This is a genomic window from Paludisphaera rhizosphaerae, assembly GCF_011065895.1.
Lineage (GTDB): Bacteria > Planctomycetota > Planctomycetia > Isosphaerales > Isosphaeraceae > Paludisphaera > Paludisphaera rhizosphaerae.
Map to the genome: position 1 here is coordinate 74,828 of NZ_JAALCR010000013.1, position 14,413 is coordinate 89,240.

Annotated in this window: 10 protein-coding genes and 1 pseudogene; 6 read left to right on the forward strand and 5 right to left on the reverse strand. The window is 65.6% G+C overall.

Annotation, left to right across the window (positions count from 1 at the left end; genetic code table 11):
• Positions 1–63: 63 nt before the first annotated feature.
• The gene (locus tag G5C50_RS17835) at positions 64–930 is read right to left on the reverse strand and encodes a metallophosphoesterase family protein (protein ID WP_165071545.1); all 867 of its coding nucleotides are present in this window, start codon (positions 928–930) and stop codon (positions 64–66) included.
• 72 nt (positions 931–1,002) lie between these two features.
• Entirely contained in the window at positions 1,003–2,928 is a 1,926-nt protein-coding gene (locus tag G5C50_RS17840; protein WP_165071547.1) for an ABC-F family ATP-binding cassette domain-containing protein, read from the reverse strand.
• Positions 2,929–3,710: 782 nt separating this feature from the next.
• Between G5C50_RS17840 and nuoB the strand changes: the two are divergent.
• From nuoB to G5C50_RS17855, 4 genes and pseudogenes are all read left to right on the forward strand, one after another.
• Positions 3,711–4,940 (forward strand): annotated as a pseudogene (gene nuoB, locus G5C50_RS33265) (NADH-quinone oxidoreductase subunit NuoB); the annotation flags it as partial.
• Between the two features lie 234 nt (positions 4,941–5,174).
• A complete protein-coding gene (locus tag G5C50_RS33270; RefSeq protein WP_407673561.1) occupies positions 5,175–6,266 on the forward strand; it encodes an NADH-quinone oxidoreductase subunit D in 1,092 nt (363 codons plus the stop codon).
• A 203-nt stretch (positions 6,267–6,469) separates the two neighbouring features.
• On the forward strand, positions 6,470–7,177 hold the full coding sequence (locus tag G5C50_RS17850; protein WP_165071550.1) for a 4Fe-4S binding protein: 708 nt from the start codon (positions 6,470–6,472) through the stop codon (positions 7,175–7,177).
• Between the two features lie 66 nt (positions 7,178–7,243).
• Positions 7,244–9,406 carry a carbon starvation CstA family protein gene (locus G5C50_RS17855; RefSeq protein ID WP_165071551.1) on the forward strand — a complete coding sequence of 721 codons (2,163 nt, stop codon included), beginning with the start codon at positions 7,244–7,246 and terminating at the stop codon, positions 9,404–9,406.
• A gap of 51 nt (positions 9,407–9,457) precedes the next feature.
• On the opposite strand, the gene G5C50_RS17860 is transcribed toward G5C50_RS17855, so the two are convergent.
• Together G5C50_RS17860 and G5C50_RS17865 are read right to left on the reverse strand one after the other, a co-directional pair.
• On the reverse strand, positions 9,458–11,044 hold the full coding sequence (locus G5C50_RS17860) for an amino acid permease (protein WP_165071552.1): 1,587 nt from the start codon (positions 11,042–11,044) through the stop codon (positions 9,458–9,460).
• 172 nt (positions 11,045–11,216) lie between these two features.
• The gene (locus tag G5C50_RS17865; protein ID WP_165071554.1) at positions 11,217–11,843 is read right to left on the reverse strand and encodes a 3-keto-disaccharide hydrolase; all 627 of its coding nucleotides are present in this window, start codon (positions 11,841–11,843) and stop codon (positions 11,217–11,219) included.
• A gap of 130 nt (positions 11,844–11,973) precedes the next feature.
• On the opposite strand from G5C50_RS17865, the gene G5C50_RS17870 reads away from it, so the two are divergent.
• Both G5C50_RS17870 and G5C50_RS17875 read left to right on the forward strand, forming a co-directional pair.
• The gene (locus tag G5C50_RS17870; RefSeq protein ID WP_165071555.1) at positions 11,974–12,642 is read left to right on the forward strand and encodes a nitroreductase family protein; all 669 of its coding nucleotides are present in this window, start codon (positions 11,974–11,976) and stop codon (positions 12,640–12,642) included.
• 97 nt (positions 12,643–12,739) lie between these two features.
• Positions 12,740–13,471, forward strand: a complete 732-nt coding sequence (locus G5C50_RS17875; protein WP_165071556.1) for a platelet-activating factor acetylhydrolase IB subunit — start codon at positions 12,740–12,742, stop codon at positions 13,469–13,471.
• A 60-nt stretch (positions 13,472–13,531) separates the two neighbouring features.
• Here the strand turns inward: G5C50_RS17875 and ispD are convergent, their stop codons facing one another.
• Positions 13,532–14,323, reverse strand: a complete 792-nt coding sequence (gene ispD, locus G5C50_RS17880; RefSeq protein WP_165071558.1) for a 2-C-methyl-D-erythritol 4-phosphate cytidylyltransferase — start codon at positions 14,321–14,323, stop codon at positions 13,532–13,534.
• Positions 14,324–14,413 lie beyond the last annotated feature (90 nt).

Sequence of the window (14,413 nt, forward strand, 5' to 3'; positions counted from 1 at the left end):
TTGATCACACGAGGGGGAGCCTAGCACCCGCCACGGACGTTCTCAAGCGCGAACCCGCAGCCATCAGGACGAGGGGGCCTCCATCCCGAGGACCTTCACGGACGCGACGATCTCTTCGATGGTGATCGGCTTCCGCGCGGGGAAGAGGCAGTAGGTGGGGTAGGGGTCGGTGCCGTCGACGATCAAGGTGCGGCGGTTGGACTGGCGGAAGCCTTCATCGCAGGCCTGATGGCCGACGACGAAGAGGTCGGCGTCGACCATCTCGGCGAAGCGGTCGGCCGTCTCGTCGGACGTGTCGCGTCCCCAGGTCAGCGAGTAGACGGTCCCCCGGCGTTTGGTTGCTTCGGGAGGCCAGGAGTCGGCGTCGAGGATCGAGAGATCCAGGCCGTCCAGCCAGTCGCCGTCGGGGACGGTGTGGCAGATGAAGACGCGATTCGGCGTACGGACGGCGAGTGGCAGGTCGGCGAACAACTTCAGGTAGGTCTCGTAGACCTCCTCGGCCGCGTCGCCAAAGGAGAGTTGGATCCCCGCGCGAAACCGCTCATTGAGAGTCCGCCCGTCCTTGCCGATCGTCCGACCGGTCAGCTCCGAGAGTTCGTGGTTGCCCAGGATCAGATGCACGCGGTCGGGATACTGGCACTTGAGGGCGCAAACAAGATCCACCAGCCGGTGCGACAGGTCGGGCCGATCATCGTTGTGTTTGTTGATCTCGTGGACGAGCTCCTGAAGGACCAGATGCCGGCCCGGATGCTTGTCGAGCGCGGCCTCGCCCAGGAGCCATTTGAACGCCCGGAGGTTGCCGTGAAGGTCGCCAACGACCATCACCTCCTCCGCGAACGCGCGCACCACCGACCCGGCGCGGCCGGGCGTGCGCCTCATGAGGTCGGCGGCCTTGCGAACGGTGGCGATGACTTTTTTGGGGTCGGCCATGGGATCAAACGGTGATGGTCTACAGCCTCGTTCGGTTTCGCCAGCCTACCGGGCTGGCAGCTTGGGATCGACTCACCACTCGGATTCGACGGCGAACTCCCAGTGATGGAAGAGATCTTCCAGCTTCTGTTTTAACTCTAGGTGCCGATCCTGGACGCGTGCGGCGTTCGTCGGATCGCGCCAGGTGGCAGGTTGGCCTAGCTGGTCTTCAACCTCGGCGACCTCGGCTTCGAGCTGGGCGATTTCTTGCTCCAGCTCGGCGGCCGGGCGGTACTTGAACTTCTTCTTATTGACCTTGGCGGCGGTGGGCTGGGCCTTGGGAGCGACGGACTGGGGGGGAGGAGGCGGGGCCGCGGCGCGGGCCTTGGCTTTTTCGGCGGCCTCTTTTTCCTTCTGGGTGATCGCCTGGTAGGTCTCGTAATCGCCCTCGATAACCTTCACCCTGCCGCCGCCGGCCACGACGAGGATCCGGTCGGCCACGGCGTTGAGGAAGTAACGGTCGTGGCTGACGACCAGGACCGTCCCCTCGAACTCGCGGATCGAGCGCTCCAGCGCCTCGCACGACCAGATGTCCAGGTGGTTGGTGGGCTCGTCCATCACGAGCAGGTTCGCGCCGGTGGCGCAGAGGCGGGCTAGAGCGGCCTTGGCCTTCTCGCCGCCGGAGAGCATGCCAACCTTCCGGAACGCCTGGTCGCCGGTCAGGCCGAACCGGGCCAGCAGCGAGCGGACCTCGCCCTCGGCCCAGTCGGTGTCGTCCTCGGGCCACACGGCCCGGACGACGGTCGTCTCCTGGTTGAGCGACTGCAAGCCCTGGTCGTGGTAGCCGATCTGGACCTTGTGCCCCAGTTTGACCTCTCCGGAATCGGCCTTCTCATAGCCGATCAAGGTCTTCAGAAGCGTGGTCTTCCCCGCACCATTAGGGCCCAGGACCCCGATGCACTCGCCGCGATCGACGACCATGTTCAGATTCTCGAACAGCGGTTTGTCGAACGCTTTCGAGAGCTTGCGGGCCTCGATGACGATGTCGCCGGAGCGGTCGACCTCCTCGAAGCCCATCACCGGGCCGACGATGTCGCGCATCGTCTCGACCTTCTCGGCCTGGAGCTTCTCCAACTTCCGTTCGCGGTCGTGGGCCTGTTTGGCTCGCTGCCCCGCGCCGTATTTGCGGATGTAGGCGGCGAGCTTCTCGGCCTGCTCCTCGAAACGCTCGGCCTGACGGTCGAGGACCTTGGCCCGCTCCTCGCGCAGCCGCCAGTACTGGGAGTAATTGCCGGGGTAGACCTCCAGCGAACCGTCGTGCAGCTCCCAGATCTTGTTGACCGTCTTGTCCAGGAAGTAGCGGTCGTGGCTGACGATGATCATCGCCGTCGGCTGGCGGGAGAGGTAGTTCTCCAGCCACTCGGTCGTCTCGATGTCGAGGTGGTTGGACGGCTCGTCCAGCAGCATCAGGTCGGGGCTTTCCAGCAGCAGCTTCGCAAGCATCAGCCGCGACTGCTGGCCGCCGGAGAACGTTGAGGCCGGGCGCTGGTAGTCGGCCTCGGCAAAGCCCAAACCGGAGAGGATCTCCTCGACCCGATAGTCGACGTCGTAGGCGTCCTGGTGCAGGATCTGCTCATGGATCTGGTCGTAACGACGCCCGGCGCGTTCGCGGTCGTCCTCGTCGTCGGCCTCGGCCATCTCCTTCGCGGCCTCTTCCAACTCGGCCTGCAGGTCCAGCAGCGAGGCCAGCCCGGAGCGGGCGACGTCCATTAGCGTCTGGTCGGGGGCGAAGTTGGGCTGCTGGCGGAGCAGGCTGACGCGAACGCCCTGGCGGACGTAGACCGAGCCGTATTCGGGCTGCTCGGTGCGGTCGAGCAGCTTCATCAGCGTGGTTTTGCCCGCGCCGTTGGGTCCGACCAGCCCGATACGGTCGCCGGCGCGGACCTCGAAGGCGAGGTCGGTGAAGATCGGGTCGCCGGCGTACTGTCGGCCCAAACCCTGGGCGGAGATCAGGATCATGGCTTCGCGTGCGTGGGGAGATCGGGGGGCGGCGGGAACGGCCGGCTCCGGTCGGTCGCCGCCGAAACGATTCGGACCCGCGACACAACCCATCATACTGTACGCCGCTCCAACCCGGCCAGCCGGAACACGAGCCGTCGGACCAGCCCAGGATGCTCGCGCAGTCATGACCGATCTGGTCGTAAGGTATCCATCAGAGGACCCGTGTGAGACTCGGCTGACCTGCCGGGAGTTAGCGAGCTGTGATCGCACAAAATGGGCCGAACGAACCCACCCGAAAACCCGAGATTCGACGCTCAACCAACCAGCATACCTGGGTTTGCGTCGAACGGCTCCGGTCGTGCGCGGGTTCAATCGAAGCCGATTTCTCGCGAGCGACCGACCGAAGCCCGAACGGCTGCCGACGCCTGGTGGAGACCGGCGAGGCAGCCCCCGGGAAGTTGGGGGCGAGCCTCCGACGAAAATTGCCGAACAAACCCACTTGCGAGGCCCGTCTCAAACTCACAAAAATCGACCAGATCAGCCCTTGCGCCGAATTGGCTCCGTTGACGCTTCGAGCGATCGAACCCGAATTCGCCCCCCTGCGAAGCAGCCAACGAGAAGTCGGCCCCGGGAGGGGACAATCGAACGCCCCCTGGCGACCCGGCCGTTTTGGGTTTACGATGACGGTCGATCCGCGAGGCGCCTCCGTCCGGCCCGAATCGTTGGGATCGGTTACCCGTCGGCAATTGGTCGCGAACCTGCGAGGGCGACCCGCCCGGCCGCCTCGCCAAGATTCTGTCATGACGCACCCGCCCACCGCCCGCCCTGAGTGGTCGATTCCCCTCGATCCGGTCCTCCAGAAAGAGCTGGAGCAGTACGTCCTGGTCACGAACTGGGAAAAGCTGCTGGGGATGGTCGACGTCGTCTACAACTGGGGGAGGCGCTCCAGCCTCTGGCCCCTGGGCTTCGGTCTGGCCTGCTGCGCGATCGAGATGATCTGCACGGCCTCCAGCCGGTTCGACCTGGCCCGGTTCGGCGCCGAGGTCTTCCGGGGATCTCCGCGCCAGGCGGACCTGATGATCGTCTCCGGCACCGTCACCAAGACGATGATGCCCCAGATCGTCCGCCTCTACGACCAGATGCCCGAGCCCAAGTACGTCATCGCGATGGGGGCGTGCGCCTCGGGCGGGGGACCGTTCAAGGAGGGGTACAACGTCGTCTCCGGCGTGGACAAGTTCCTCCCCGTCGACGTCTACATTCCCGGCTGCCCGCCCACTCCTCAGGCCCTCATCAACGGGATCATCACGCTCCAGAAGAAGATCGACGGCGAGAAGATCGTCGAGGCCCCCTGGTATCGCGGCGACGTCGAGCGCGAGGTCCCCGTCCCGGCCCTCGGCCCCGACCTGATCGACCTGCGGACCGTCGAGATCGCCGCCGAACGGACTGCCCAGGGACTCATGGAGCGGCACGAGGAGGGCCTGCCCAAGCCCCTCAAGATCCCCGCGCCCAGGGCCGGCGATGAGCCGGCCGCCCCCGCCGCAGCCCCCGGCGGCAAGCCGGCGAAGAAGATCAAGCGAGCCCTCGTCCGGCCGAGCGCCGTCTGGCTGGGCGATGCTGGGCTCGCCGCGCTGGCCGACCGGATCAATGCGGCCGTCGGGCAGGGGCGCGTCGAAATCGTTCGGGCCGGGCTGTTGATCCCCGCCGATCGTCTGGTCGAGGTCGCCCGCTATCTCCGCGATCGGGATGCGATTCGGTTCGACTACCTGACCAGCCTTCAGAGCGTCCACTACGAGGACTGCATCGAGGTCAACTACCACCTGGAGAGCACGTCCCGCCCCGGTTCGATGGTCTTGCTCCGCGTCCGGACCTCCGAGATCGAAGGTGAAGGCGAGGTTCCTTCCCTCTACCACGTCTACCGTGGCGCTGACCTCCAGGAGCGCGAGGTCTTCGACATGATGGGCGTCCGCTTCTCGGGCCACCCTGAGTTGAAGCGGATCCTGATGTGGGAGGGTTTCGCCTACTACCCGCTCCGGAAGGACTACCTGGAGCCTTACTACGAGGGTCCCACGAAGGTCTTCCCCAGCCGGATCGAGGAAGGGCAGGGGCTCCACATTCGGTCCGAGGAGATCAATCCCTTCGGGACGAACCTCAAGATCCCCAGGGGCTTCAAGGACTGGGGCAGCCTCTCGGGAATGGACGATCCCAAGGGAATCGAGCCGCCGCAGGACGGAGTGGCCGTCGAGGCGCTCGATTCTGACCGGTTCATGGTCAGCATGGGGCCGCAGCACCCCAGCACCCACGGCGTCTTCCGGATGAACGTCCGCGTCGACGGCGAGACGATCGTCGGCCTGAAACCCGTGATGGGCTACCTGCACCGGAATCATGAGAAGATCGGCGAGCGCAACACGTTCCTCATGAACATGCCGTTCACCGATCGGCTCGATTACCTGACCAGCATGGGGAACAACTTCGGCTACGCCCTGGCCGTCGAGCAACTCATGGGCGACGAGGCGAAGCCCCCTGAGCGGGCCGAGTACATCCGGGTGATCATGGCCGAGCTGACGCGGATCGCCAGCCACATGTGGTCGATCGGCTTCCTGCTCAACGACCTGGGCGCGTTCTTCACCCCCGCCCTCTACGCCATCGAGGAGCGCGAGTTGATCCTCGACCTCTTCGAGTGGGCGTCGGGGAGTCGGATGATGTGCAACTACTTCCGCTTCGGAGGCGTCGCCGCCGACCTGCCGCCGGGCTGGCTCGACCGCTGCCGGGCGATCGTCGAGAATCGACTCGACAAGAAGATCGACGAGCTGGACGAATATCTCTCGGGCAACGAGATCCTCCTGGACCGCGCCCGGGGCGTGGGGGTTCTCTCAACCGAAGACGCCATCAACTTCTCGACGTCCGGGCCGGTGCTGCGGGGCTCGAACGTCCCCTACGACCTGCGCCGGGCCGCCCCGTACGGTATCTACGATCGGTTCGAGTTCGCCGTGGCGGTCGGCAACCACGGCGATGTCTACGACCGGTACTACGTCCGGCTGATGGAGATGCGCGAGAGCGTCCGAATCCTGAAGCAGGCCGTGCGCGGCATCCCCGAAGGGCCGATCCTGGCGGGCAAGAAAACCTATCAGATCAAGGTCCCGGCGGGCGAGGCTTACGGGCGGGTCGAGAACCCCAAGGGAGAACTCGGCTACTACCTCGTGTCGGACGGATCGGCGGCGGCTTATCGGTATCACGTCCGGAGCCCGAGCTTCATCAACCTGACGGCCCTGGAACGCATGTGCCTGGGTCGGACGATCGCGGACGTGGTCGGGATCCTGGGGAGCCTCGACATCGTGTTGGGCGAGGTCGACCGCTGAAAGCTGACAGGTGAGTTTTCGACGTCTTCCCCCCTGGAGGGGGAAGACAGACCGCGAAGCGGTCAGATGAGGGGGACGACCGGCGCGGGATGACTCCCGCGATCGCACCGAACGCGAGGTCGGTCATCCCCCTCATCCGGCCCTTCGGGCCACCTTCCCCCTCCAGGGGGGAAGGCTGATTCAGAGGGAAGGGGATGGGTTTCATGGCCATCGGGTCGGGCGTCATCCGCGGTCACTGGATCACGCTCAGGCGGTTCCTGCTCACGTTCGCGCGGGACGTCCGCGACGGCTTCGCGCTGAGGCGTCGCGGAGGCGGCCCGCAGCCGCTCGACTTCTTCAAGACCCCAACGCGGGGTGAAGAGCGCGTGGTCGTCCAGGACGCCACAATCGACGGCCTGTTCACCGTCGAATACCCGGACGAACGCCTCCCGGTCTTCGAGCGGTTCCGGATGCTCCCGGTCCTGATCTACGACGATGAGGACGGCAACGTCCGCTGCACGTCGTGCAACATCTGTGCGAAGGTCTGCCCGCCCCAGTGCATCTGGATGGTCCAGGCGAAGAGCCCCAAGGGAACGGTCGTCCCGCTCCCGGAGGACTTCTTCATCGATATGGACGTCTGCATGAACTGCGGCCTGTGCGCCGAGTACTGCCCGTTCGACGCCATCAAGATGGACCAGAACTTCGAGCTGGCCAACTCGGAGCGGCACCGAACGCACATTTACAGCCTGCAGGACTTGCTCGTCTCTAGCGCTTACTACGCCCAGACTCACCCCGAAGCCTGGTCCAGCCCCGAGGAAACCGCTGAGCGAGCGAAGGTGGCCAAGAAGAAGGGCCAGCGACTCCAGAAGGCTCTGGGTGCCGGAAGAGGCGTGGGGACTGAAAGTGCGCCGAAGACCTCAGCTCTGATATGATCGCATGGCTCAGCCGTGCGAGGCCTTGAGACGACAGCGATCGTGGCAGCCAGGGGAGACGGGTTCATGACGATGCACGCGATGCCGGTGATGATCGGTGTGCTGGCGATCCTTGCGATCGCGCTGCGGTTCTACAGCAAGTTCCTGGCGGTGAAGGTCGCGGCGCTGGACGACTCGCGGACGACTCCAGCGCATCGGTTCGAGGACGGCCAGAACTTCGAGCCGACGAATCGCTGGGTGCTCTTCGGCCACCACTTCGCGGCGATCTCCGGGGCCGGGCCGCTGATCGGGCCGGTGCTGGCGATCCAGTTCGGCTACCTGCCGGGGCTGATCTGGATCGTCGTCGGCGTCTGCCTGGCCGGGGCCGTGCAGGACATGATGGTGCTGGCCCTCTCAACCCAACGCGGGGGGCGCAGCCTGGCGAGCCTGGCCCGGACCGAGATCGGTCGTCCGGCGGGCGTCGCGGCGTCGATCGCCATCCTCTACATCATCATCATCGCCCTGGCCGGACTGGGGGTCGTCGTCGTGAAGGCCCTCGGCGGCGAGGAAGTCGCGATGAAGGCCGGAACCACGCTGGTCTATCCCGAGCGTGCGCGGGTCACCTCGAAGATGGAGGTGAACAGCCCCAGGGTCTACGACGTGCCGCCCGGTTCGACCTACCGCTTCGGCGCGGGTGAAGACCAGACGATGCTGTTCCAGGAGTCGTTCAAGCTCGCCGTGCCGAGCGACCAGTCCCTGAAAGCAGCCCCTGACGGCAAGGGCTTCCTCCTCCCCGAGAAGGCCGTGCGGCTGGTCCCGGGAAGCTCCTGGGGGACGTTCACTATCGCGATGACGATCCCCATCGCTCTGTTCGTCGGTTGGTACATGTACAAGCTGCGGCCGGGGAAGGTGGTCGAGGCCTCCCTCATCGGCGCGGTACTCGTCCTGCTGGTCACTGGTCTGGGAAGCCTGGTGCCGAACTCGCCGCTGGAGCCTTACTTCGCGCTCTCGCGGTTCTGGACGGTCGTCGCGGTGGCCGTCTATGGGTTCGTCGCGGCCGTGCTGCCGGTCTGGCTGCTGCTCTGCCCGCGCGACTATCTCTCCAGCTTCCTGAAGATCGGCACCATCTTCCTGCTGGTCGCCGGCGTGGTGGTCGCCAACCCCAAGCTCCACGCCCCGGCCGTCAGCCCGTTCTTCGCGAGCGGCGGCGGGCCTTACTTCAACGGTCCGATCTTCCCCTATCTCTTCATCTGCATCATGTGCGGAGCCGTGTCGGGATTCCACGCGCTGGTCGCCTCGGGCACGACCCCCAAGATGGTGAACCGCGAGGGGGACGTTCGGATGATCGGCTACGGGGCGATGTTGATGGAGGGCCTCGTCGGCGTGGTCGCCCTGATCGCCGCCGCGGCGCTGCCGAGCTCGATGTACTACGACATCAACATCGATCTGGGCAAACGCCCTGACTTCCTCACCGCCAATCCCGACTTCGCCCGCTTCTTGAAGGCCGGCGAGTTCGACATGGACGGCGGTCACGCGCCCGAGAGCGAGTTGGTGGCGATGGAACGCGACACGAAGGAGTCGCTCCACGGCCGAACGGGCGGAGCGGTGACGCTGGCGGTCGGCATGGCCCGGATCTTCACCGAAGCGATGCCCGGCCTCGGCTCGTTCAAGGCGTTCTGGTATCACTTCGCCATCATGTTCGAGGCGCTCTTCATCCTGACCACGATCGACGCCGGGACGCGCATCGCTCGGTTCCTCGTGCAGGAGATCCTCGGCCGGATCTGGAAGCCGCTGGGAGACCTGGAGTGGGTGCCGGCCTCGATGTTCGCCACCGGCCTGGTCGTCTTCTCGTGGGGCTACTTCATCGCGACGGGGTCGGTCGAGAGCATCTGGCCGATGTTCGGCCTCGCCAATCAACTGCTGGCGGTCATCGCGCTGGCCGTCGTGACGACGGGCCTGTTCAACGCCGGCCGGGGCCGCTACGCCTGGGCGACCATCGCCCCGATGGCGTTCGTCGTCTGCACGACGGCGACCGCCGCGTACTACGAAATCTCCGGCAAATTCTGGGGGATGATCAAGGCGGGGCAGGTCGCGAAGGGATGGCTCAACATCGGCCTCACGGCCATGATGATCGCCTGCGTGGCGGTCATCCTGGCGTCGGCGATTACTCGTTGGCTGTCGCCTCGCCCGGCCGCCCTTGAGGGCGAGGCCGGGGCCGAGGCAGCGGTCCTGCAAGCGGTTGAAGCTTGAGGCCCGGACGACCCCGCCGGCCGGAGAACGACCGGCGGGGATCGAGGAGACTCAGCCGACTTCGCCGGCGCCGACCAGTTCCTTAGGCTTCGCGTTGCCGAGGACGCTGTGGCTCTTGCCGTAGGCGAAGTAGATCACCAGGCCGATGACCATCCAGACGACCAGACGAATCCAGGTGTCCTTGGGCAGCGGGATCATCAGGCCCAAGGCCGTCAGGACGCCCATCGGGGCCGTGAACCAGATGGCCGGGGCCTTGAAGGGCCGCTCGACGTCCGGCTGGGTGATCCGAAGATAGAGCGTTCCCGCGGAGACGATGGCGAAGGCGAACAGGGTGCCGATGGACGTCAGTTCGCCGGCGACGCTGAGCGGAAGAACGGCCGCGGCGATCATGACCACGATTCCCGTGATGATCGTCGTGACGTAGGGGGTGTGGAAGCGAGGATGAACCTTGGCGACGATCGGCGGCAGCAGGCCGTCCTTCGACATGGCGTAGAAGATTCGAGGCTGGCTCATGAGCATGACCAGGATGACCGAGCTGAGGCCGGCGATGGCGCCGATCTTCACGTAGAACGAGAGCCACGGCATCTTCATAGCGTCGGTCGCCACGGCCACCGGGTCGGGAACGTGGAGCTGCTTGAAGTTGACGACGCCCGTGAGAACGATCGACCCGAGCACGTAGAGGGCCGTGCAGAGAATCAGCGAGCCGATGATGCCGATGGGCATGTCGCGCTGGGGGTTCTTGGCTTCCTGAGCCGTGGTCGAAACCGCGTCGAATCCGATGAAGGCGAAGAAGACGAGCCCCGCGGCCCGAATGATGCCGCCCCAACCGTAGCGGAAATCGGTCCAATCGCCCTCGGCCGGACGGATGAACGGGCCGTCCCAGTTGGCGCTGTTGACGAGGGGCAGTCCCAGGATGATGAGCAGGATCAGGATCGAGACCTTGATGAAGACGATGACGTTGTTGACGCGAGCCGATTCCTGGACGCCGACCACCAGCAGGGCCGTCACCAGGGCGACGATCAGCATGGCCGGGGCGTTGAAGAGGGCGGTGACCTGCGGGAAACCGCTGTAGTCGACCCCAGCCGTGACGAGGGCTTCCTTGACCGACTCGAGCATCGACCAGCCGTGGCGGAGGTGGAGTTGGGCCGCGATCGCGTCGGGTACCTCGATCATCGCCGTGCCGGGCGAGGAGAGAAAACGCGGAGAGATGTCGATTCCGCGGTCATGGAGAAAGCTGGCGACGTATCCCGACCAGTTGATGGCGACGGTCGTCGCGCCAACCATGTACTCAAGGATCAGGTCCCAGCCGATCAGCCAGGCGATGAACTCGCCCATTGTGGCGTAAGCGTAGGTGTAGGCCGAGCCGGCGACCGGGACGGTCGAGGCCATCTCGGCGTAGCAGAGACCGGCGAAAGTGCAGACCACGGCCCCGAAGACGAACGAAAGCGGGATGGCGGGGCCCGCGTACTTGGCGGACGCCTCACCGGTGAGGCCGAAGAAGCCCGCGCCGATGATGGCGCCGATGCCTAGCATGATCAGATTGACGCCCGAGAGGGTACGTTTCAGACCGCCCTCTTCACTCGCGGCCGCCTCGGCCTTCAGCGCCGAGATTGATTTACGGACCCACATATTCGCCATCGTATCCTCTCGCTCGTCCAGTGTGTTGCAGGGGGCAGTCGAAAGCGCCGCCGAAGGATCGGCGGGCGAGACGCGGTCCGTTGAGAAGGGAGGCCGGCCGGCGAGGAGAGAGGAGCCCGGGGCCCGTTGGACCGCGTCCCGCGAAGATCATACAAAAATCAAGGAGCCGTCGTCACGGCAGTTCCTGGACCTCGATCTTGCGGATCGAGACCTTGCTCCCCGGATCGTGCTGCTGGAAGGCGAAGTAGCCGCCGTCCTTCCAGGTGTTGGCGAAGTCCATGAACTGGTACAGCTCCTCGCCGTTCACCCTGATCGTGATGAACGCGCCGGGCTTGCCGCGCCAGACCTTGTCGACGCACTCGATCTCGTAGGTGAACCACGTGTCGGGCGGCACGAGCTTCTTGTAGACGTGGACGAAGCCGTAGAGCGAGCCGGTGCGGATCGGGTCGGTATGGGTGCTGTCGATCTGGGCCTCATAGCCGTCGACGAAGTTCCCCTTGTTCGTCGGCGAGCGGAAGTACAGCCCGGAGTTGCCGTGGTCGTTGATCTTGACCTCGGCGCGGTACTTGAAGTTCTTGTAGGTCTTCGGGCTGTAGAGCATCGACGCCTTGCCCGAGCCGCGGATCTCCCCGTCGACGACCTCCCACTTCGTCTCCGAGCCTCCGCCGCCGACCGTCCATCCGCTCAGCGTCTTGCCGTCGAAAAGGGAGACCCACTCCTGCGCCTGGGCAGCCGAGGCCGCTCCCATCGAGATCGCGAGAGCGGCGAGCGTTCCGAGAGGCCATCTACGCGAGTTCATCGTTGCGATTCTCCTGGTTGTCGACCCCACGCCTCGCGGCTACTGAAAACCTTCCACGGGGCCGAGTTGCAAGTCTATAACGGTGGAAAGAGGCGTGCCAGGGGCCGCCCCGCCATTGGAGCCCTCGAACATGCCCGAAGTCCTCGGACCGACTCCGCCGCGTCCCCTCACCGTCGAGGAGGCTGCGACTCGACGCCGCGCCACGCCGACGTTCGACTCGTCTCGAGGGCTTGACTCCGACCTGCTTGAGAAGATCCTGCGTCTGGCCACTCTTGCGCCGTCGTCGACGAACCTCCAGCCCTGGCGATTCCTCGTCGTCCGCGACCCGGCGAACCGCCGCCGGCTGCAAAGCTGCGCTCGGAATCAACCCAAAGTGGGGCAGGCGTCCGTCGTCGTGATCGTCCTGGGCTACCACCACCCCGATCGGACTCACCTGGAGCCAATGCTGGCACTGCAGGTCGAATCGGGAGCCTGCACCCCAGAACGAGCCGCCGAGATCCGAGGTCGAGCCGCATCGGGATTCCGCGACCTCACGGATCGAGCGCTCTGGGCGACGCGGTCGACGATGCTCGCCGCCGCCACGATGATGCTCGCGGCCGAATCTCTGGGCGTCGCGTCCGCTCCAATGGAAGGGTTCGACGAGGAAGCCGTCAAACGAGAGTTCGGCGTTCCCGAGGATCACTCCGTCTGCTGCCTGGTGGCGTTGGGGTACGCCGCCGTCGAGAAGCCCTTCCCGGGCCGTTTCGATCTCGACGAGGTTTGCTACGCGGAGCACTTCGGCCGACCCTGGACCGGTTGAGTCTGGATCGCGCTCATCGCGCGACTTAGGATGCTCTCGACACGCCCACGGCGCTCGATCGCGCCGTCTTCTCCTCCAACCCCGAGGTCCCTCCGATATGCTCCGGAAATCGTTCGGCTCCCTGCCGCTCGCCGCCGCCCTGGCAGTCTCCTCGCTGATCTTTTCGGCCGGCGAGGCGACCGCGCAGGCCATCCCCGCCGTCACCCCCGCCCCTCGCGACGAAAAGTGGATGAAGACGCACGAGGCGCTCCTGGAAAAGTCGAAGCAGGCCCGCGAGGAGAACGGCGCGACGCTCGTGTTCCTTGGCGATTCGATCACGGCGGGGTGGCGTCAGAACGAGGCCTGGCAGAAGTTCTACGCCCCGCGGAAGGCCCTTAACCTGGGCATCGGCGGCGATCGCACTCAGCACGTCCTGTGGCGGCTGGAAAACGGCGAGGTCGAAGGCCTGAAGCCCAAGGCCGTCGTGCTGATGATCGGCACGAACAACTCGGGCTCCGACCCGGTCGACGCCATCGCGGCTGGCGTGAAGGCGATCGTCGCCGATCTTCGCAGCCGTCTGCCGGAAACCGACGTGCTGCTGCTGGCGGTCTTCCCGCGCGGCGAGAAGCCCGAACTCCCCGTTCGTGACAAGCTGAAGCAGGTCAACGCCGAGATCGCCAAGCTCGACGGCGGCAAGGTCCACTACCTGGATATCGGCGAGACCTTCCTGGAGAAGGACGGCACGCTCTCCAAGGAGATCATGCCCGATTTCCTCCACCTCACGCCCAAGGGTTATGAGCGTTGGGCGGAAGCCATCGAGCCTTCCCTCAAGAAGATCCTGGGCGAGTGAACGGTCGGTCGACGAGGCGGGCTGTCAGCCGCGAACCTCGCGGCGCGGCCCGCCGTCGATTCAGAAGTTGAACAGGTCCGAGGCACGAAGCTTGGGCAAGTCTTCCCACCGACCTTCCTCGTCGGCGAAGGGATGCCCGCCTCGGCATGATCGAGCCTCGTCCTCCTGTTCGAGGACGGTCAAGATCGCGTCGGCCAGCCTGAGATCGTCTTTGGTCGTGATTTTGAGGTTGAACGGCGAGCCCGCGACGATCGCGACGGAACGTCCGATCGCCTCGACGAGCAGGGAATCATCGGTCGCGGCGACGGCCGGGTCGCGCTTTTCATAGGCCTCCGCCAGCCAATCCCGGCGAAAGACCTGCGGAGTCTGTGCAAGGTACAGCCGGTCGCGCGGGACCGTCCCGACGATGACGCCCTCCTCGACCCGCTTGATCGTCTCCGCGACAGGCGTCGCCAGCATCGCCGCTCCCGTCTTCAAGGCGACCTCGAAGACGGCGGAGACCTGGGCCGGCGTGATGCACGGGCGGGCCGCGTCGTGAATCGCGACGAAGTCGCACGACCCCTTCACGCGGTCGAGAGCGGCGGCCACGGTGTCGGCCCGCTCGGCTCCCCCGACGAGCACGTCGAGACCGAGGAAGGCCACGTTGTCCCGATAGCGGCGGTCGAACATCTCGCGGTCTTCTTCGGCGATCGCGACGATGACTTGCCCGACCTCGTCGTTGTTCAGGAACGGTTGCAGCGCGCGAAGCCAGACCGAACGCCCTCTCAATTCGGCGTAGATCTTCTTGGTCTTCGGGTCGCCGAACCGGGTTGAACGACCGGCGGCTGGTAGAATGACGGCGAAGCGTCCCATGGCTTCCTCCTCGACCCTCGCAACATGCGAAGACCGCGCCAACTGCGTCGTCGCAACATCGCGACGACGCCTGTGCTGAAGTTTCCCGCG

Coding starts and splice junctions, on each gene's coding strand:
- G5C50_RS17835 (WP_165071545.1), bottom strand. CDS start 930: ATGGCCGACCCCAAAAAAGTCATCGCCACCGTTCGCAAGGCCGCCGAC.
- G5C50_RS17840 (WP_165071547.1), bottom strand. CDS start 2,928: ATGATCCTGATCTCCGCCCAGGGTTTGGGCCGACAGTACGCCGGCGAC.
- G5C50_RS33270 (WP_407673561.1), top strand. CDS start 5,175: ATGGTCAGCATGGGGCCGCAGCACCCCAGCACCCACGGCGTCTTCCGG.
- G5C50_RS17850 (WP_165071550.1), top strand. CDS start 6,470: ATGGCCATCGGGTCGGGCGTCATCCGCGGTCACTGGATCACGCTCAGG.
- G5C50_RS17855 (WP_165071551.1), top strand. CDS start 7,244: ATGACGATGCACGCGATGCCGGTGATGATCGGTGTGCTGGCGATCCTT.
- G5C50_RS17860 (WP_165071552.1), bottom strand. CDS start 11,044: ATGGCGAATATGTGGGTCCGTAAATCAATCTCGGCGCTGAAGGCCGAG.
- G5C50_RS17865 (WP_165071554.1), bottom strand. CDS start 11,843: ATGAACTCGCGTAGATGGCCTCTCGGAACGCTCGCCGCTCTCGCGATC.
- G5C50_RS17870 (WP_165071555.1), top strand. CDS start 11,974: ATGCCCGAAGTCCTCGGACCGACTCCGCCGCGTCCCCTCACCGTCGAG.
- G5C50_RS17875 (WP_165071556.1), top strand. CDS start 12,740: ATGCTCCGGAAATCGTTCGGCTCCCTGCCGCTCGCCGCCGCCCTGGCA.
- ispD (WP_165071558.1), bottom strand. CDS start 14,323: ATGGGACGCTTCGCCGTCATTCTACCAGCCGCCGGTCGTTCAACCCGG.